Raw genomic sequence first — 19,008 nt, forward strand, 5'->3', positions numbered from 1 at the left:
TCTTGCCATGGTCAACGTGACCGATGGTGCCGATGTTGCAGTGCGGCTTATTACGTTCGAACTTTTCCTTGGCCATCTTCTTAGCTCCAGGACCCCAGAGGGGCCTTTATCAAAACAGGTTGGACGTCTGGGGTTAGTCGGAAGGGGCCCATAGAGCCCCTTCCCAATCCGTCGTCTAGGCTTTTCCGCGAGGAAAGGCTTAGGCGTACTTCTTGATCACTTCGTCGGCGACGTGTTGCGGCACCGGATCGTAGTGGTCGTAGACCATGCTGAACTGAGCGCGGCCTTGCGACATGCCCCGCAGGGTGTTCACGTAACCGAACATGTTGGCCAGCGGGACGTAGGCGTTCACGACAGTCGCGTTGCCGCGCATGTCTTGACCCTGGATCATGCCACGGCGGCTGTTCAGATCGCCGATGACCGAACCCAGATACTCTTCCGGGGTCACGACCTCGACCTTCATGATCGGCTCGAGCAGCTTCGGAGCGCCCTTTTCGCGCAGCTCCTTGAAGGCGGCGCGCGAGGCGATTTCGAAGGCCAGGACCGACGAGTCAACGTCGTGGAACTTGCCGTCCGTCAGGGTCGCCTTGAAGTCGATCAGCGGGAAGCCGGCCAGCAGGCCGTTGTCCTTGACCGATTCCAGGCCCTTCTGGACGCCGGGGATGTATTCCTTCGGCACCGCGCCGCCGACGATCGCGTTTTCGAACACGAAGCCCGAACCCGGCTCGCCCGGTTCGAAGGTCAGCATGACGCGGGCGAACTGGCCCGTACCACCGGTTTGCTTCTTGTGCGTGTAGTCGATGTCGACCTTGCGGCCCAGCGATTCACGATAGGCAACCTGCGGCGCGCCGATGTTGGCTTCGACCTTGTAGGTCCGCTTCAGGATGTCGATCTTGATGTCCAGGTGCAGTTCGCCCATGCCCTTCAGGATCGTCTGGCCGCTTTCGAAGTCGGTCGAGACGGTGAAGGACGGATCTTCGGCGGCCAGCTTCTGCAGGGCGACGCCCAGCTTCTCCTGGTCGGCCTTCGACTTGGGTTCGACGGCGATCTCGATAACCGGAGCCGGGAATTCCATGCGCTCCAGGATGACCGGCGACTTCAGGGGATCGCACAGGGTGTCGCCCGTGCGGGTTTCCTTCAGGCCAGCCAGGGCGACGATGTCGCCGGCATAGGCTTCCTTGATGTCTTCGCGATTGTTCGAGTGCATCAGCAGCATGCGGCCGACGCGCTCGCGCTTGTCGCGCGTCGAGTTCAGCAGCGACATGCCGGTTTCCAGCTTGCCCGAATAGATGCGGCAGAAGGTCAGCGAACCGACGAAGGGGTCGTCCATGATCTTGAACGCCAGAACCGACAGCGGCTCTTCGTCCGAGGCCTTACGGACCACTTCTTCTTCGGTCTTGAAGTCGATGCCCTTGGTCGGGGGGATGTCCACCGGCGACGGCAGGTAGTCGACGACGGCGTCCAGCAGCGGCTGCACGCCCTTGTTCTTGAAGGCCGAGCCGCAGAGGATCGGATAGAAGGCGCCCGTCAGCACGGCCTTACGGATGCACTTCTTGATCACTTCTTCCGAGGGCTCTTCGCCGCCCAGGTAAGCTTCCATGGCGTCGTCGTCGAGTTCGACGGCGTTTTCCACCAGGTAGGCGCGGGCTTCCACGGCCTTGTCCAGCAGGTCGGCGGGGATTTCCTCGTCGCGATAGGTCGCGCCCAGGCCATCGTTATCCCAGACCACGGCCTTCATGCGGACCAGGTCGACCAGGCCCTTCAGAGCCGATTCCGAACCGATCGGGAATTGGATCGGCACGGCCTTCGCGCCCAGACGGTCGCGGATCGACTCGACCGACTTGTCGAAGTCGGCGCCGATCTTGTCCATCTTGTTGACGAACACGATCCGCGGAACCTTGTACTTGTCGGCCTGACGCCACACGGTTTCGGTCTGCGGCTCGACGCCGGCGTTACCGTCCAGCACCGTCACGGCGCCGTCGAGGACGCGCAAGCTGCGTTCGACTTCGATGGTGAAGTCAACGTGCCCGGGGGTGTCGATGATGTTGAGGCGCTTTTCGTTCCAGAAAGCGGTCGTCGCGGCCGACGTGATCGTGATGCCGCGCTCCTGCTCCTGCTCCATCCAGTCCATGGTCGCGGCGCCGTCGTGGACTTCGCCGATCTTGTGCGACTTACCGGTGTAATACAGGATCCGCTCGGTCGTCGTCGTCTTGCCCGCGTCGATGTGGGCCATGATGCCGAAGTTGCGGTAGTCTTCGATTTTATGCGTGCGGGGCATAGCGATCGCTCTGCGAAACGGGGCGGCCCTGGACGGACACGACCGGGATTAAACGTGCGGCGCGGGCGGTTTATCTCAAACCGCCCGCGCCTGAAAGAGTGCTGGAAGCGAAAAGCTTACCAGCGGTAGTGCGAGAACGCCCGGTTGGCTTCAGCCATCTTGTGGGTGTCTTCGCGCTTCTTCACGGCGGTGCCGCGGTTGTTCGAAGCGTCGAGCAGCTCACCAGCCAGCTTTTCGGTCATGGTGTTCTCACCACGCTTGCGCGCGGCGGTCACCAGCCAACGGATGGCCAGGGCGCGGCGACGGTCCGGACGGACTTCAACCGGCACTTGGTAGGTGGCGCCGCCAACGCGACGCGACCGGACTTCGATCGCCGGGGCGACGTTGTCCAGAGCGGAGTGGAAGGTCTCAAGCGGACCTTGGTCCTTGCGCTTGTTTTCCAGGATGTCGAAAGCACCATAGATGATGTTTTCGGCGACGGCTTTTTTGCCCTCGTACATCACGTAGTTCATGAACTTCGTGACAATCAGGTCCCCAAACTTGGGATCCGGCAGGACTTGGCGTTTCTCGGCGCGACGGCGGCGGGACATTCTTCTTTTTCCTTACTTCGGACGCTTGGCGCCGTAGAGCGAACGACGCTGCTTACGATCCTTGACACCTTGGGTGTCGAGGACGCCGCGCAGGATGTGATAACGGACGCCGGGCAAATCCTTGACGCGGCCGCCGCGGATGAGCACCACCGAGTGCTCCTGCAGGTTGTGGCCTTCGCCCGGAATGTAGCACACGGCTTCGATGCCGGTGGTCAGACGGACCTTGGCGACCTTACGGAGAGCCGAGTTCGGCTTCTTCGGGGTCGTGGTGTAGACGCGCGTGCAAACGCCGCGACGTTGGGGGCAGCCCTTCAGGGCCGGCACCTTGTTCCGGACCGGCTTCGGAGAGCGCGGCTTACGGATGAGCTGGTTAATGGTAGGCATTAAGTCTCTGCTCTGATGGAAGCGTGTGCCTTTCGGCCGGGGCGCTTCAGGTCCTTGTCTTTGTTGTTCTTGGTTCAAGGCTCCGCTTGGAGACCCGATAAACACGAAACTCGCCGGGGCGCGGGAAGCACACCGGCGGGTTTTTCTCCCCGAGGGGAAAAAGCTCATCAGGACGCACGCGAACGCACGCCTCGAAAAAGAGCGCGGTATGTACTCGCGAAGCCGCCAAAGGTCAACCGCCTGTTCCCGCGTCGGTTAACGCCGGCTTAAGGCTGGGTTTGCGGCCAAGTTTTCGCCACCGCAAGCTGCGCTTGCTCACGGTCCAATGGAGCGACTTGTTTGCGAGCCCGCTCTCTCCATGTGGGGAAGGCGGGGGCCAGCGCCAAGAGGACGGGTGAGCGTTAGCGTGCGGATCAACGGGCAGGACAGGAGGCGGGCGACGATTCTCGCCGGCTCGCTGCTGCTGCACGTGGTCGTGCTGGCCTGGCTGGCCCTGCCCGCGCCGCCGCTGCTGGAAAACCTGATCGCCGACGACCTGCCGACGGTGACGGTCGACCTGATCCGGCCCAGGACCGAGGAGCAGCCCAAACCCCGTCCTGCCGCCGCGACCGAGGCGCAGGCCCCCTCCCCCGTCCTGCCGTTCCAGGTGCGCCAGCCCGCGCGGCCGGCGCCGGCAGGGGTCCCGACGCTGAGCGTTCCGGCGGCCGGCGTCGCGCGGCCCGGCACGGCCATCCGGCCCGCGCCTCTGCCGGGCGATACGGCCGGCGACCTGCGCTCGGCCCTGCGCACCAGCACCGGCTGTATCAGCGCCGACGCCGTCGGCCTGACCCGCCGCGAACGCGAGAAGTGCGACGAGCGCTTCGGCGCCGCCAAGCCCAAGGGCGACCCGCTGTCGGGCATGACCGCCGCCAGGCGCCGCGAGCTGGAAGCCCAGGGCGCGGCCCAGGAGGCCTATCGCCGCTATCTCGACGCGCCCATGGCGCCGGGCGTCGACCATCGCAGCAAGGACCAGCCCGGCACGATGAAGGAGATCCCCTTCGTCCTGGGCGCCGAGCAGGACGGCCTGGGCCGCGCCCGCAAGTCGGTCGTCGACCAGAAGCGCCGCGAGGCCGACAGCGCCGACCGCGCGCGGCGGTTCCTGGAGCTGCAGAAGAAGTAGACCCTAGGCGGCCTTCGCGGCGGCGATGATGGCGTCGACCCGGTGCTCGAAACGATGGGCGGCGACAGCGCGCGCCTGACCGGCCAGGCCGATGCCGTAGGCGATCTCCGGGTTCGCGACGAGCGCGGCCAAGGCGGCCAGATCTGTCTCCAGCCGGGTCCAGTGGTAGGACAGGACTTCGCGGCCCGGCTCGAACTGCTCCGTCCACCAGGCGCCGTCCGTCACCACGGCCGCGCCGGCCAGCATGGCGGTCAGCGGACGCTCGTGCGAGCCGCGGCCGAAATTGGCGTTGGCGTTCAGCACCACCTGCGCCCGGCCCATCAGGGCGACGGTGTCGGTCAGGGTCATCGCCGGACCCAGGCGGAAGCTCTTGTGTCGCTCGATCCAGCCTTCGTAGCCCGCGCCGACGCAGAACACCGGCAGACCGGCCTGGCCCGCCAACTCCAGCAGGGCCTGCCGACGCAGCTGGCGCGTCTGTTCGTGCACCCAGGTGGCGTAGCGGCGCATGCGTTCGTAGCGCGGATGGGCCGGATCCTCGCCAAAATCGCGCAGCGACCTGTCCAGGGCTTCCAGGGCCGGCAGGAACTCGGTGCCCAAGGCCAGGTCCAGGGCGCGATCGAAGATCTGGCGGATGCCCGTCCCCTCCTCGGCCCAAGGGACGGCCCCCACGGGCTGGAACGAGCCGGCGAACAGGATCGGGATCGGCCGCTGCTGGGCGAAGGTCTCGGCGTCCGCATCAGCCTGCGCCGGTTCGCCCACCGCCGCGTGCGGACAGAAGGCGACGTGCGCGAAGTGGTCCGGCCCGAAGGTCCCGTGGATCGCCTCGACGTGGGACGGATCGACCGTGAGGATCACCGTCTCGCGGGCCGTGGCCTCCAGCTGGTTCAGGTGGCTCAGCGGATAGTCGACGTGATGCAACACGTGCGGCGCGGCGAAGATCTCGCCCAGCGACTGGCCGATCAGCGCCTTGGCGTCGCCCAAGATGCCGTAGGTGTGGACGAGGTCGGCGGGCGTGTCCGCCGCCGCACGCAGGGTCGCGGCCAGATCGGCCTGCCCCACGGCGTCGACGACGACCGCCTCGTGCCCGGCGGCCGTGAAGGCGGCGGCCAGCTCATCGGTGAAAAGCCGGGTCGCGTCGTACCGTGACGGACCCTTGATGAAGACGGCGCGCATGGACGGTCCCCGTTACTCTGCGGCAGACCCTGACCAAACGTGGTTAACGAAGCCTTGCCTTAGGCCGCGCGACGCGTGGAAGAAGCAACGGCGCCCACGCGGAAGCGCTGGACCAGCTCGGCCAGGCCACGCACCTCGTCCAGCAGCGACTGGCTGGAGGCCGCCGAGCGGCTGGCCATGGCCGTGGTGTGCTGGGTGCCCTGGTCCATCTGGTTCACGGCCGTGTTGACCTGGCCAAGGCCGGCGGCCTGCTCCTGGGCCGAGGCGGCGATCTCGGTGATCACGCTGCTGATCGCGCCCACCTGGCCGGCGATGCGTTGCAGGGTCTCGCCGGCCGCGCCGACCAGCGACACGCCCGAGGCCACCTGGCGCTCAGAGTCGCCGATATGGACCTTGATCTCCTTGGCGGCGTCGGCCGAACGCTGGGCAAGAGCGCGAACTTCCTGGGCCACGACGGCGAAACCACGACCGGCTTCACCGGCGCGCGCGGCTTCGACGCCGGCATTGAGGGCCAGCAGGTTGGTCTGGAAGGCGATCTCGTCGATGACGCCGATGATCTGGGCGACCTGGCGGGACGAGGCCTCGATGCCGCCGATGGCCTCGACGGCCGAGGCGACGACGTCGCGCGAGCGACCGGCCTCGACCTGGGCCGCGCTGACGGCGCTGTGAGCTTCCTTGGCGCCTTCGGCCGTGCGGCGGACGGTGGCGGTGATCTCGTCCAGGGCGGCGGCGGTTTCTTCCAGGCTGGCGGCCTGCTGTTCGCTACGGCGCGACAGGTCGTCAGCGGCCGAGGCGATGCCGCCGGCCCCGCTGTTCAGGCCCGACACGGCCGAGACCACGGCGGACATGGCGCCTTCCAGGCCCTCGACGGCGCGGTTGAAGTCGGCGCGCAGGCCCTCGTAGTCGTGAGCGAAGGGTTCGGTCAGGCGCACGGTCAGGTCGCCGGCCGACAGGCGGTGCAGGCTCTCGGCCAGGCGCTTGACCACCTGGGCCTGCTCGGCGGCGCGGCGGGCGCTGTCGGCGCCGGCGGCGTCGCGCTCGGCTTCCGAGGCTTCGCGATGGGCGGCCGCGTCGGCGGCGATGCGGTTCTTTTCCAGGGCCTCGTCGCGGAAGCCGTGCACGGCGTCGGCCATCAGGCCGATGTCGTCGGCGCGGCCGGCGAACGGCAGGGTCACGGTCAGGTCACCGCGCATCACGCGGCTCATGGCGTCGCGCAGGGTCGACAGCGGCGACAGCTGGCGGCGGGTCATCAGCACCGAGGCGCAACCGCCGGCCAGACCCAGCAGCAGGCAGGTCAGGGCCAGGATGGTCAGCTGGTGATAGACGGGCTGGAAGTAGTCGGCCTGCGGCACGCCCACATAAAGCACGCCGATCACCGCGCCCGAGGCGTCCTTGATCGGGTCGTAGGCGACGAAGAACGGCTTGCCCAGGATCTTGGCCTCGCCGCGGTAGGGCTCGCCCTTGCCCAGCACGGCGTCATAGACCGGGCCCTTGGCCAGGCTGGTGCCGACGGCGCGCGAGCCATCCGGCTTGGTGACGTTGGTGGTGACCCGCTTGTCGCCCATGAACACGGTGGCGGTGCCGCCGACCAGGGCCTTGACCTGATCCACGCCGGCGAAGTCGCCGTTCACCGGATGGTCGCCGACCAGCAGCGTGTCGCCCTGGCGCGAGAAACTCTTGCCCCGCTCGCCGATCACGTCCCAGGCCACCCGCATGCTCGACTCCTGGGCCTGCGTCGCCTGCTTGCGGGCGAAATCCAGGGAGCTCTTGGCCACGATCCCGAGGACCGCGAGGGTCAGGACCAGGAAGGCCGAGGCGATGGTCAGGCTGACCTTGGTGGAGATGCTGGCGCGCATGGAGGCCCGGAAATTTGAGCGAAATCAAATTCCGGGATGAACGGTATAGTTAAAGCGCTGATTAATAACATTGTTCGGAAAGCGTCATAGTCACGCTGCGCGACGTTAGGACGCAGATTTACCTAAGAACCTGCCCGCCAGGCGGCGCCGGATGGGCTCGTCATAGAGCTTCAGGCAGGCCCAGGCGATCGTCACCGCGCCTACGAACACGCCCACGGCGACCAGCGCGCCCTGCCCGATCGACGGCTTCTGGTCCACGACCCAGGTCGTGTAGATGTAGATCAGCGGATAGTGCGTGATGTAGAGCGGGTACGACAGGTCGCCGAAGAACCGCGCGATGCGCACGCTCGGACCGTCGACATCCTTCTCGCCGGCGCCAATGGCCACGATCAGCGGGAACAGCACGATGATGCAGGCCGCCTCGTAGAGGCCGTTGATCCAGCGCTGCTCTTCGACGCCGAAACGCGGCAGCGACAGGCCGACGATCAGCAGCAGGCTGCACACGGCGAAGGCGTTCTTGACCTTGATCCGCTTGCCCAGCCGCATCAGCAGCACGCCGGCGAAGAACGGGAACATCACGCGGGTCAGGCCGATCTGCACGCCGTTGGCGTCCAGCGCCCAGCCGCCGATCACGTCGCCGCGCGGGCCCAGCACCAGCAGACCGACCAGCGCCAAGGCCGACACCGCGACCAGCGCGCCCAGCCAGCGGACGGGCAGCTTCCGCAGGCCCACGGCGTACAGGATGTTGGCGATGTATTCGTAGAACAGCGACCACTGCGGGCCGTTCAGCGGATAGATCTCGCCCCAGCCGCGGATCTCGGCGGACGGCCGCAGCGGGATCATCACGAAGCTCAGCAGCAGCACGCCCAGGACCTGCCAGGTGGTGACGCTCGCCAGCTTGGGGAACAGCGACCCGTGCTGGAAGGCCAGCAGCGCCGCCCCGATCAGGCCGCCGACGATGATCATCGGCTGCAGGCGCACCAGGCGGCGCTTGTAGAAGTCCCACTGGCTCATCCCTGAGGCCCAGCGGTCGTCATAGGCATAGGCGACCACGAAGCCCGACAGCAGGAAGAAGAAGTCCACCGCCAGGTAGCCGTGGTTGATGATCTGCTTTTCCGGATCACCGCCCGACCAGGCCTCGAACAGGTGGAACACCACCACCATCAGGGCCGCGACGCCGCGCAGGCCGTCCAGGATGACATAGTGGCTCTTGGCGGGCGCGACGGCGCCCGTCGAGGTCGTGGTCATGCGGTCTCTGGGCTCCCCACCCTGTCGTTCTTGGCGACGAACTCAAGGTCGCGTCGCAGGGATGCGAGGTTTGGCGCTCAACCGCAAGAGGGACTTAAGGCGCGTTCTTCCCGAGTCAGCTATGGCCTTGGACTGCTGGGCAGGGACCGACAGATGAAAAAAGACTGGGCGTTCATCGACCTGATGCGCTGCATCGCCGCCTTCTGGGTGATGGCCGCGCACGTCATGATCTGGGGCGGCTGGTACGGCCTGCCGCTGCCGAACGGCGGGATCGCCGTCGATCTGTTCATGATGATCTCGGGCTTCCTGATGTGCCTGGTCGCGCAGGCGCAGGACGCCAAGGGCGATGACCAGAAGGGTCGTTGGAAGACCTTCCTGCTGCGGCGTTATTTCCGCATCGCTCCCGCCTATTACGTCTCCCTGATCATCGCCTTCGTCGCGGGCGGCCTGTTCCTGGCGGGCTACCAGGCGCACCAGGCGATGACGCCGTCGTGGTGGCCGGCGGGCGGCAACAACGATCCGGCGCGCATCCACTACACCCTGTCCAACTTCGCCCTGCACATCTCCTTCCTGTTCGGCCTGCTTCCGAAATACGCGTTCTCGACCTTCCTGCCGGACTGGAGTCTGAGCCTGGAGATGCAGTTCTACGTCGCCTTCCCGCTGCTGTGGCTGGGCGTGCGGCGGTTCGGCTATCTGGCGGTCGGGATCGTCGCCGGCGGCATCGCTCTGGCGTCAACGGCCCTGGTGTTCGCCAAGTGGGGCTATACCGCGCCGTCCTTCCTGCCGCTGAAGCTGCAGTACTTCGTGGCCGGCATGTTCATCTTCCGGCTGCTGAGCCAAGGCGTCGGCAAGGTCGAGCGGATCGCCCTGATCGTCGCGGCCCTGGCGCTGGCCGGCTTCGAGCACCACGCCTCGGACCTGTGGCCGGTGTCGATCGTGGTGTTCCTGGCGATGTTCGGCCTTGGCCAGCTGGAAGCCAGCGGCGTCGCCCCGAGTGTCGTGAAGGCCCTGTGCGCCAACCCGGTCGTGCGGTTCCTGGCCGACGCCTCCTACGGCGTCTACCTGTTCCACGGCTTCTTCATCTCGACGGCCGGGCTGATCATCGCCAAGACCCCGCCCCTGGCGGCGCTGCCGCCGCCCACGCGGGTGGCGGTCATGGCGGCCTTCGTCATGCCGATGGCGGTCCTGTCGGGCTGGCTGAGCTTCCGTTTCATCGAGCGGCCCGCCCAGAAGCTGGGGCCGAGCTCCTTGTCGCACCACCAGCCGGGCTAACCCAGGTCAGCGCGCGGAACGGTCCCCGGCGGGGCGGGTTGTGCAAGCGTCCCAGCGGCGCAGTGCGCCCTCCTCCTGCCTCGAGCCCCATCATGACCGACTATGTCGACAGCCTGACCTCCGACGCCGCCAAGACCGCCGACCGGGCCCGCGCCAAGGTCGAACCCAAGCTGAAGGCGGTCAGCGGCGCCGCCCACGACGCCTATGACAGCCTGCGCGACGTCGCCGCCGAAGCCCTGGGCGAGACCCGGGCCCGTGTGAAGGACATCGCCGCCCAAGCCTCGGACGAGTTCCAGCACCGTTACGGCGACCTGGAAGCCTGGGTGCATGAGAAGCCGGCCCGGGCCGTGGGCATCGCCGCCGGCCTCGGCATCGTCCTGGGCCTGCTGCTGCGCGGCCGCTCGACCAAGACCATCTACGTGCGCGAGCCGCGCTAAGTCGCTCTCGACACCACCGACAAACAAAAAGGCCCGGGAGTGATCCCGGGCCTTTCCGTTAGTCAGTTCAAACCGAAGCTTATTCGCTGTCGGCCAGAGCGATTTCCGCCGGCAGCGGCTCCATCGCTTCTTCGCGCTGCTGGGCCAGCTGCTCGTCGCGCTTGGCGGCGACGCGCTGCAGGCTACGCAGGTAGGAACCCGTACCGGCGGGGATCAGGCGACCCACGATGACGTTTTCCTTCAGGCCTTCCAGGGTGTCGGTCTTGCCGTGCACCGAGGCTTCGGTCAGGACGCGGGTCGTTTCTTGGAACGACGCGGCCGAGATGAAGCTCTTGGTCTGCAGCGAGGCCTTGGTGATGCCCAGCAGCACCGGCTGGGTCACAGCCGGACGACCGCCGCGGGCAACCGCCTTGTCCTGTTCCTTGTCGAACTCGGGCTTATCAAGGTGGTCACCCTTGATGAGGCCCGTGTCGCCCGGTTCCAGGATCTCGACCTTCTGCAGCATCTGACGAACGATCGTCTCGATGTGCTTGTCGTTGATCGGCACGCCTTGCAGTCGATAGACCTCTTGGATCTCGTCGACGAGGAAGTTCGCCAGGGCTTCGACGCCCAGGATGCGCAGGATGTCGTGCGGATCCGGATTGCCGTCGATGATGTATTCGCCCTTGGAGATGTAGTCCCCGTCGTGGACGGCGATGTGCTTGCCCTTCGGGATCAGGAACTCGACCGCTTCGGCTTGGTTGCCATCGGCGTCGACGTCCGGCGTGATCTTGATCCGGCGCTTGTTCTTGTAATCCTTGCCGAATTCGACACGGCCGTCCATTTCCGCGATGACCGCGCAGTCCTTCGGACGGCGGGCTTCGAAGAGTTCGGCGACGCGCGGCAGACCACCGGTGATGTCCCGGGTCTTGGCGCCTTCGGTCGGAATACGGGCGATGACTTCACCCGGCTTCACTTCGTCGCCGTCGGCGACCGACAGAATGGCGCCGGCCGACAGGAGGTAACGGGCCTCACCGCCGTTCGACAGTCGCTTGTACGAGCCGTCCTCGGCCAGCACGCCCATGCCCGGACGCAGGTCCGAACCACGAGCCGACGTCCGCCAGTCGGCGACGACGCGCTGGGCGATACCGGTCGCTTCGTCGACTTCCTCGCGGATGGACAGGCCATCCACCAGGTCTTCGGCGCGGACGCGGCCGGCCACTTCGGTGATGATCGGGGTGGTGTAGGGGTCCCAATCGCCGAGGCGCTGGCCGCGCTTGACGGTGTCGCCGTCCTTGACCTTCAGACGCGCGCCGTACGGCGGCTTGTAGGTCTCGCGTTCCTTGCCATCGACCAGCACGCTCACCGAGGTGTTGCGGCTCATGATGACCAGGGCGCCGTCGGCGCCGACAACGGTCGGGCCGATCACGCGGACCGTACCGTCGTTAGACGCTTCGAAGAACGACTGCTCGGCCACCTGGGCGGTGCCGCCGATGTGGAACGTACGCATGGTCAGCTGCGTGCCGGGCTCACCGATCGACTGGGCGGCGATGACGCCGACCGCTTCGCCGATGTTCACCGGGGTGCCGCGGGCCAGGTCGCGGCCGTAGCAGGCGCCGCAGACGCCGACCTTGGCTTCGCAGGTCAGGACCGAGCGGACCTTCACCGACTGAACGACCGCGGCCTCGATGGCGTCGGCGATGTTCTCGTCGATATAGGTGTCGGCCGGAACGACCAGCTCGCCGGTGCCCGGATCCTTGACGTCCTCGGCCGTGAAGCGGCCCAGGACGCGGGTGCCCAGCGAGACCAGCACGTCGCCGCCCTCGACGACGGCGCGCAGGGTGATGCCCCGCGTGGTGCCGCAGTCTTCCTCGACGATGATGCAGTCCTGTGCGACGTCGACCAGACGACGGGTCAGGTAGCCCGAGTTGGCGGTCTTCAGCGCGGTGTCCGCCAGGCCCTTACGAGCGCCGTGGGTCGAGTTGAAGTACTCCTGAACGGTCAGGCCTTCCTTGAAGTTCGAGACGATCGGGGTCTCGATGATTTCACCGGAGGGCTTGGCCATCAGGCCGCGCATGCCGCCCAGCTGCTTCATCTGGGCTTGCGAACCACGGGCGCCGGAGTGGGCCATCATGTAGATGGCGTTGATTTCCTTCTCGCGGCCGTTCTCGTCCTTATGCTTCATCTGAAGCTCGGCCATCATCTCATCGGCGACGCGATCGGTAGCCTTGGCCCAGGCGTCAACGACCTTGTTGTACTTCTCACCCTTGGTGATCAGGCCGTCGGCGTACTGTTGCTCGTACTCTTCGGCCAGCGAGCGGGTTTCGGCGACGATCGCCTCCTTCCGCTTCGGGATGATGATGTCGTCCTTGCCGAAGGAGATGCCGGCCTTGGCGGCTTCCTTGAAGCCCAGACCCATGACCTTGTCGGCGAAGATGACCGTCGCCTTCTGACCGCAGTGGCGGTAGACGATGTCGATCAGATTGCCGATTTCCTTCTTGGTCAGCGCCTTTTCGATCAGGCGGTGGCCAATCTGCGGGTGGTGCGGCAGCAGGGCGGCGATCTTCATCCGGCCCGGCGTGGTGTCGATCACCTTGCGCAGCAGAACGCCTTCCGGAGTCATCTCGGTGTGGCGCGCCTTGATCTTGGCGTGCAGCGAGATGACGCCCGCGTCCATGGCGGCTTCGATTTCACCCAGGTCGGCGAAGATCTTGCCTTCGCCCGGCTCACCCTCACGGGCGACCGACAGGTAGTACAGGCCCAGGACGATGTCCTGCGACGGCACGATGATCGGGCGACCGTTGGCGGGCGACAGGATGTTGTTGGTCGACATCATCAGGACGCGCGCTTCCAGCTGAGCTTCCAGGCTCAGCGGGACGTGCACGGCCATCTGGTCGCCGTCGAAGTCGGCGTTGAACGCGGCGCAGACCAGCGGGTGCAGCTGGATGGCCTTGCCCTCGATCAGCTTCGGTTCGAACGCCTGGATGCCCAGACGGTGAAGCGTCGGGGCGCGGTTCAGCATGACCGGGTGCTCGCGGATCACCTCTTCGAGGATGTCCCACACCTGCGGCTGCTCGCGTTCGACCATGCGCTTGGACTGCTTGACGGTGCCCGACAGGCCCTTGGCGTCCAGACGCGCATAGATGAACGGCTTGAACAGCTCGAGCGCCATCTTCTTGGGCAGGCCGCACTCGTGCAGCTTCAGCTCGGGACCGACCACGATGACCGAACGGCCCGAATAGTCGACGCGCTTGCCCAGCAGGTTCTGACGGAAGCGACCTTGCTTGCCCTTCAGCATGTCGGCCAGCGACTTCAGCGGACGCTTGTTGGCGCCCGTGATGACGCGACCGCGACGGCCGTTGTCGAACAGGGCGTCGACCGACTCCTGCAGCATCCGCTTTTCGTTGCGGATGATGATGTCGGGCGCGCGCAGCTCGATCAGGCGCTTCAGGCGGTTGTTACGGTTGATGACCCGGCGATACAGGTCGTTCAGGTCCGAGGTCGCGAAGCGGCCGCCGTCCAGCGGCACCAGCGGACGCAGTTCCGGCGGGATGACCGGAACGACCGTCAGCACCATCCACTCGGGACGGTTGCCCGACTCCTGGAAGGCTTCCAGGATCTTCAGGCGCTTCGAAAACTTCTTCTGCTTCATGTCCGAGACGGTGCCGGACAGCTCTTCGCGCAGACGCTCGGCCTCTTTCTCGAGGTCGATGGCCTTGAGCAGGTTCTGGATGGCCTCAGCGCCGATCTCGGCGGTGAAGCTGTCGTCGCCGTACTCTTCCTGGGCGCGCATGTAGTCGTCTTCCGACAGCAGCTGGTGCTGCTTCAGCGGGGTCAGGCCCGGCTCGGTGACGATGTAGTATTCGAAGTACAGGACGCGCTCGATGTCCTTCAGCGGCATGTCGAGCATCATGGCGATACGCGACGGCAGCGACTTCAGGAACCAGATGTGGGCGACCGGCGAGGCCAGTTCGATGTGGCCCATGCGCTCGCGACGGACGCGGGCCAGGGTGACTTCGACACCGCACTTTTCGCAGATGATGCCCTTGTACTTCATGCGCTTGTACTTGCCGCACAGGCATTCGTAGTCCTTGGTCGGGCCAAAGATACGGGCGCAGAACAGGCCGTCACGCTCGGGCTTGAACGTGCGGTAGTTGATGGTTTCCGGCTTCTTGATCTCGCCGAACGACCACGAGCGGATCTTTTCCGGCGAAGCCAGCGAGATACGGATCTGGTCGAAGGTCGGAGCGGCCTGGACCGGATTGAAGATGTTCAGGACTTCCTGGTTCATCTTGGTTCCTTCTGCGGGATTACCCGCGAAAATTCATAGAGTTGGAAAAGCGGCTGATGGGGCCGCTCCCGCCATCAGGCGGGAGCGGAGATCCGGATCAGCTGTTCTCCAGCTCGACGTTCAGGCCGAGCGAGCGCATTTCCTTGACCAGCACGTTGAAGCTTTCCGGGATACCGGCTTCGAACGTGTCGTCGCCGCGGACGATCGACTCGTAGACCTTGGTCCGGCCGGCCACGTCGTCGGACTTCACCGTCAGCATTTCCTGCAGGGTGTAGGCCGCGCCGTAGGCTTCCAGAGCCCACACTTCCATTTCCCCGAAGCGCTGACCGCCGAACTGGGCCTTACCACCCAGCGGCTGTTGCGTGACGAGCGAGTACGGACCGATCGAACGGGCGTGGATCTTGTCGTCGACCAGGTGGTGCAGCTTCAGCATGTAGATGTAGCCGACCGTGACCGGACGCTTGAACTGCTCGCCGGTCAGGCCGTCGAACAGGATCGACTGACCCGACTTGTTCACGCCGGCCATTTCGAGGTGACCCTCGATGTCGTCCATGCGCGCGCCGTCGAACACGGGGGTGGCGATCGGAACGCCCTTGCCCAGGTTCTTGGCCAGCTCGATCAGGCCTTCTTCGGTGTCCGGCAGTTCTTCGTCCGGGCCGTAGATCTCGGTCAGACGCTCGACGAGCGCCTGCTTCTGACCGCCATGCTGCCAGTCTTCCAGCAGGTTGGTGATCTGCTTGCCGAGGTTGGCGCAGGCCCAGCCCAGGTGGGTTTCGAAGATCTGACCGACGTTCATGCGCGAAGGCACGCCCAGCGGGTTCAGAACGACGTCGACGTGCGTCCCGTCGGCGAGGAACGGCATGTCCTCGATCGGCAGGATGCGCGAGATGACGCCCTTGTTGCCGTGACGGCCGGCCATCTTGTCGCCCGGCTGAAGCTTGCGCTTCACGGCCACGAAGACCTTGACCATCTTCATGACGCCCGGAGGCAGTTCGTCGCCGCGCTGCAGCTTGTCGACCTTGTCTTCGAAACGACGGTCGAGGCGCTTGCGGTTCTCGTCGAACAGGCGGCGCAGGCTTTCCAGTTCGCCCATCGCCTTCTCGTCTTCGAGGGCGATCTGCCACCACAGGCCCGAAGCGACCTGAGCCAGGCCTTCCGAGGTGATCTCGCCGCGCGACAGGCCCTTGGGACCCGACAGAGCGACCTTGCCGACCAGCAGCTCGCGCAGACGGCCCGAGATGTTGCGGTTCAGGATCGCGAACTCATCGTCGCGGTCCTTGCCCAGACGGTCGATCTCGGCGCGTTCGATGGCCAGGGCGCGTTCGTCCTTGTCGACGCCGTGACGGTTGAACACACGCACGTCGACGATCGTGCCGGCGACGCCCGGGGGCAGGCGCAGGCTGGTGTCGCGAACGTCCGAGGCCTTTTCACCGAAGATGGCGCGCAGCAGCTTTTCTTCCGGCGTCATCGGGCTTTCGCCCTTCGGCGTGACCTTGCCGACCAGGATGTCGCCCGGCTGGACTTCGGCGCCGATCGCCACGATGCCGGCTTCGTCGAGGTTGCGCAGGGCTTCCTCGCCGACGTTCGGGATGTCGCGGGTGATTTCTTCCGGACCCAGCTTCGTGTCGCGGGCCATGACTTCGAATTCCTCGATGTGGATCGAGGTGAAGACGTCGTCGCGGACGATGCGTTCGGAGATCAGGATCGAGTCTTCGAAGTTGTAGCCGTTCCAGGGCATGAACGCGACGAGCGCGTTGCGACCCAGGGCCAGTTCGCCCAGCTCGGTCGACGGGCCGTCGGCGATGATGTCGCCGGCGCTGATCCGGTCGCCCACCTTCACCAGCGGACGCTGGTTGATGCAGGTCGACTGGTTCGAACGCTGGAACTTCGACATCCGGTAGATGTCGACGCCCGAGCGAGCGGCATCGGTCTCTTCCGTGGCGCGGATGACGATACGCGTACCGTCGATCTGTTCCACGACGCCGGTGCGCTTGGCGATGACGACGGCGCCCGAGTCACGGGCGACGACGGCTTCCATGCCGGTGCCGACCAGCGGCGCGTCCGACTGCACCAGCGGCACGGCCTGACGTTGCATGTTCGAACCCATGAGCGCGCGGTTGGCGTCATCGTTTTCGAGGAACGGGATCAGGGCGGCGGCCACCGACACGACTTGGCGCGGCGACACGTCCATCAGGTCCACCGTCTCCTTTTGCAGGAGGGTCGGTTCGCCGTTGATACGGCCCGGGACCAGGTCGTCGACGATCTCGCCTTCGGACACCGCGATGTTCGATTGGGCGATGACGTGCTTGGATTCCTCCATCGCCGACATGTAGACGACTTCGTCCTGCGGCTTGCCGTCCTTCACGCGACGGTACGGGCTCTCGATGAAGCCGTACTTGTTCACGCGGGCGTGGGTCGCGAGGCTGTTGATCAGACCGATGTTCGGGCCTTCCGGCGTTTCAATCGGGCAGATCCGGCCGTAGTGGGTCGGGTGAACGTCGCGGACTTCGAAGCCGGCGCGCTCACGGGTCAGACCGCCCGGGCCGAGGGCCGAGAGACGACGCTTGTGGGTGATTTCCGACAGCGGGTTCGTCTGGTCCATGAACTGCGACAGCTGCGAGGAGCCGAAGAATTCGCGGACGGCGGCGGCGGCCGGCTTGGCGTTGATCAGGTCGTGCGGCATCACGGTGTCGATGTCGACGGACGACATGCGTTCCTTGATGGCGCGTTCCATGCGCAGCAGGCCGACGCGGTACTGGTTTTCCAGCAGCTCACCGACCGAGCGGACGCGACGGTTGCCCAGGTTGTCGATGTCGTCGATTTCGCCGCGACCGTCGCGCAGGCCCACCAGGACCTTCAGCACGGCCAGGACGTCGTCCTTACGCAGGATGCGGACTTCGTCCGACACGTCCTGCTCCAGACGCATGTTCATCTTCACGCGGCCCACCGACGACAGGTCGTAGCGCTCGGCGTCGAAGAACAGCGACTTGAACATCGCTTCGGCCGCTTCCACGGTCGGCGGCTCGCCCGGACGCATGACGCGATAGATGTCGAACAGCGCGTCTTCACGGACGGCGTTCTTGTCCACGCGCAGGGTGTTGCGCATGTAGGCGCCGACCGTGACGTGGTCGATGTCCAGCACGTCGATGGTGTCGAAGCCTTGGTCGGCCAGGGCCTGGATCGCCGGAACGTCCAGCTCGTCGCCGGCTTCCGAATAGATCTCGCCGGTCGAGAAGTTGACGGCGTCACGGGCCAGGTAGCGGCCGGTCAAGGCTTCCGGCGCCAGCAGCAGGGTCTTCAGACCCGCGTCGGCGAACTTCTTGGCCTGACGCGCGGTGATCTTGGTGCCAGCCGGCGCCACTTCTTCGCCGGTGTCGGCGTCGACCAGCGGGAATTCCGGCTTCACGCCGCGCCAGCGCTCGGGCTTGTACGGAGTGGCCCAGCCGCCCGCGCGCTTTTCGAACGGGACGACGTCGTAGAACGTGGTCAGGATCTCTTCGCCGTCCATGCCCAGGGCATAGAGGAAGGTCGTGGCCGGCAGCTTACGGCGACGGTCGATGCGGACGTAGACGATGTCCTTGGCGTCGAACTCGAAGTCCAGCCACGAGCCGCGGTACGGGATCACGCGAGCGGCGAACAGCAGCTTGCCCGAGGCGTGGGTCTTGCCCTTGTCGTGGTCGAAGAACACGCCCGGCGAGCGGTGCATCTGCGAGACGATGACGCGCTCGGTGCCGTTGACGATGAAGGTGCCCTTGTCCGTCATGAGCGGGATATCGCCCATATAGACGTCCTGCTCCTTGATGTCCTTGACCGAGCGGGCGCCGGTTTCTTCTTCCGTTTCGAACACGATCAGACGCAGCTTGACCTTCAGCGGCGCCGCGAAGGTCATGTCGCGCTGGATGCACTCTTCAACGTCGTACTTGGGCTCTTCGAATTCGTACGAGACGTATTCGAGCACCGCGCGTTCATTGAAGTCCTTGATCGGGAACACCGACTTGAAGACCGCTTCCACGCCCTCGTCGCGGCGCTGGCCCGGACGGACCTCGCGCTGCAGGAACTGTTCGTAGGACGAGCGCTGAACCTCGATGAGGTTCGGCATCTGCACAGCCTCGGGAATGCGGCCGAAAGACTTCCGGATCCGCTTCTTGCCGGTGAAGGATTGCGCCATTTTGTTTCCCTGCGGCGCGGACGGAATCCGCGCGTGAATTCGAATGTGCCTAGCGTCCACCCTCGCCGCTCGCCTCCTAGAGGGAGCTGCGGACGCTGGAATTCCCCTAAAAAGCGACCGGGACCGGAAGCTTTAGGGCGCCCCTTCGCGCTGGTCGGAGGGCGGCTGACCGC

12 protein-coding genes and 1 pseudogene are annotated in these 19,008 nt (G+C 65.7%); 4 read left to right on the forward strand and 9 right to left on the reverse strand.

The window, feature by feature from the left end:
- From AC1RRR_RS17990 to rpsL, 4 genes are all read right to left on the reverse strand, one after another.
- Nucleotides 1-76, reverse strand: a 76-nt coding sequence (locus tag AC1RRR_RS17990; protein WP_334349513.1) for a hypothetical protein, incomplete at its 3' end; no start/stop codon positions are given.
- A gap of 123 nt (nucleotides 77-199) precedes the next feature.
- Nucleotides 200-2,278, reverse strand: coding sequence for an elongation factor G (gene fusA / locus AC1RRR_RS17995; RefSeq protein WP_492815294.1), 2,079 nt, complete (start codon nucleotides 2,276-2,278; stop codon nucleotides 200-202).
- Nucleotides 2,279-2,394: 116 nt separating this feature from the next.
- Nucleotides 2,395-2,868: a 30S ribosomal protein S7 gene (rpsG, locus tag AC1RRR_RS18000; RefSeq protein WP_007661568.1), complete on the reverse strand. Its 474-nt coding sequence runs from the start codon at nucleotides 2,866-2,868 to the stop codon at nucleotides 2,395-2,397.
- 12 nt (nucleotides 2,869-2,880) lie between these two features.
- Nucleotides 2,881-3,252 carry a 30S ribosomal protein S12 gene (rpsL, locus tag AC1RRR_RS18005; protein WP_004624021.1) on the reverse strand — a complete coding sequence of 124 codons (372 nt, stop codon included), beginning with the start codon at nucleotides 3,250-3,252 and terminating at the stop codon, nucleotides 2,881-2,883.
- A gap of 23 nt (nucleotides 3,253-3,275) precedes the next feature.
- On the opposite strand from rpsL, the pseudogene AC1RRR_RS18010 reads away from it, so the two are divergent.
- A pseudogene (locus tag AC1RRR_RS18010) lies at nucleotides 3,276-3,522 on the forward strand (hypothetical protein).
- 124 nt (nucleotides 3,523-3,646) lie between these two features.
- Complete coding sequence (locus tag AC1RRR_RS18015; RefSeq protein WP_492815295.1) at nucleotides 3,647-4,411, forward strand: hypothetical protein; 765 nt, start codon at nucleotides 3,647-3,649, stop codon at nucleotides 4,409-4,411.
- 3 nt (nucleotides 4,412-4,414) lie between these two features.
- Here AC1RRR_RS18015 and AC1RRR_RS18020 read toward each other — a convergent pair whose 3' ends face one another.
- The 3 genes from AC1RRR_RS18020 to AC1RRR_RS18030 form a co-directional block, all read right to left on the reverse strand.
- Complete coding sequence (locus tag AC1RRR_RS18020) at nucleotides 4,415-5,584, reverse strand: glycosyltransferase family protein (RefSeq protein WP_492815296.1); 1,170 nt, start codon at nucleotides 5,582-5,584, stop codon at nucleotides 4,415-4,417.
- A gap of 59 nt (nucleotides 5,585-5,643) precedes the next feature.
- Nucleotides 5,644-7,440, reverse strand: coding sequence for a methyl-accepting chemotaxis protein (locus AC1RRR_RS18025; RefSeq protein ID WP_492815297.1), 1,797 nt, complete (start codon nucleotides 7,438-7,440; stop codon nucleotides 5,644-5,646).
- 105 nt (nucleotides 7,441-7,545) lie between these two features.
- Nucleotides 7,546-8,688, reverse strand: coding sequence for an acyltransferase family protein (locus tag AC1RRR_RS18030; protein ID WP_492815298.1), 1,143 nt, complete (start codon nucleotides 8,686-8,688; stop codon nucleotides 7,546-7,548).
- Between the two features lie 153 nt (nucleotides 8,689-8,841).
- Here AC1RRR_RS18030 and AC1RRR_RS18035 point away from each other — a divergent pair, with 153 nt between their 5' ends.
- Both AC1RRR_RS18035 and AC1RRR_RS18040 read left to right on the forward strand, forming a co-directional pair.
- Nucleotides 8,842-9,960 carry an acyltransferase family protein gene (locus AC1RRR_RS18035; RefSeq protein WP_492815299.1) on the forward strand — a complete coding sequence of 373 codons (1,119 nt, stop codon included), beginning with the start codon at nucleotides 8,842-8,844 and terminating at the stop codon, nucleotides 9,958-9,960.
- Between the two features lie 92 nt (nucleotides 9,961-10,052).
- Nucleotides 10,053-10,397, forward strand: coding sequence for a glycine zipper domain-containing protein (locus tag AC1RRR_RS18040; protein ID WP_492815300.1), 345 nt, complete (start codon nucleotides 10,053-10,055; stop codon nucleotides 10,395-10,397).
- 79 nt (nucleotides 10,398-10,476) lie between these two features.
- On the opposite strand, the gene rpoC is transcribed toward AC1RRR_RS18040, so the two are convergent.
- Both rpoC and rpoB read right to left on the reverse strand, forming a co-directional pair.
- A complete protein-coding gene (gene rpoC / locus AC1RRR_RS18045) occupies nucleotides 10,477-14,667 on the reverse strand; it encodes a DNA-directed RNA polymerase subunit beta' (RefSeq protein ID WP_492815301.1) in 4,191 nt (1,396 codons plus the stop codon).
- 97 nt (nucleotides 14,668-14,764) lie between these two features.
- Nucleotides 14,765-18,835, reverse strand: a complete 4,071-nt coding sequence (rpoB, locus tag AC1RRR_RS18050; RefSeq protein ID WP_492815302.1) for a DNA-directed RNA polymerase subunit beta — start codon at nucleotides 18,833-18,835, stop codon at nucleotides 14,765-14,767.
- Between the last annotated feature and the right edge of the window lie 173 nt (nucleotides 18,836-19,008).

It is taken from the genome of Caulobacter sp. GW821-FHT12D05, from assembly GCF_058807295.1.

Bases quoted from the DNA above. Each gene is read 5' to 3' on its own strand.
- fusA (WP_492815294.1), bottom strand. From the start codon at position 2,278: ATGCCCCGCACGCATAAAATCGAAGACTACCGCAACTTCGGCATCATG.
- rpsG (WP_007661568.1), bottom strand. From the start codon at position 2,868: ATGTCCCGCCGCCGTCGCGCCGAGAAACGCCAAGTCCTGCCGGATCCC.
- rpsL (WP_004624021.1), bottom strand. From the start codon at position 3,252: ATGCCTACCATTAACCAGCTCATCCGTAAGCCGCGCTCTCCGAAGCCG.
- AC1RRR_RS18020 (WP_492815296.1), bottom strand. From the start codon at position 5,584: ATGCGCGCCGTCTTCATCAAGGGTCCGTCACGGTACGACGCGACCCGG.
- AC1RRR_RS18025 (WP_492815297.1), bottom strand. From the start codon at position 7,440: ATGCGCGCCAGCATCTCCACCAAGGTCAGCCTGACCATCGCCTCGGCC.
- AC1RRR_RS18030 (WP_492815298.1), bottom strand. From the start codon at position 8,688: ATGACCACGACCTCGACGGGCGCCGTCGCGCCCGCCAAGAGCCACTAT.
- AC1RRR_RS18035 (WP_492815299.1), top strand. From the start codon at position 8,842: ATGAAAAAAGACTGGGCGTTCATCGACCTGATGCGCTGCATCGCCGCC.
- AC1RRR_RS18040 (WP_492815300.1), top strand. From the start codon at position 10,053: ATGACCGACTATGTCGACAGCCTGACCTCCGACGCCGCCAAGACCGCC.
- rpoC (WP_492815301.1), bottom strand. From the start codon at position 14,667: ATGAACCAGGAAGTCCTGAACATCTTCAATCCGGTCCAGGCCGCTCCG.
- rpoB (WP_492815302.1), bottom strand. From the start codon at position 18,835: ATGGCGCAATCCTTCACCGGCAAGAAGCGGATCCGGAAGTCTTTCGGC.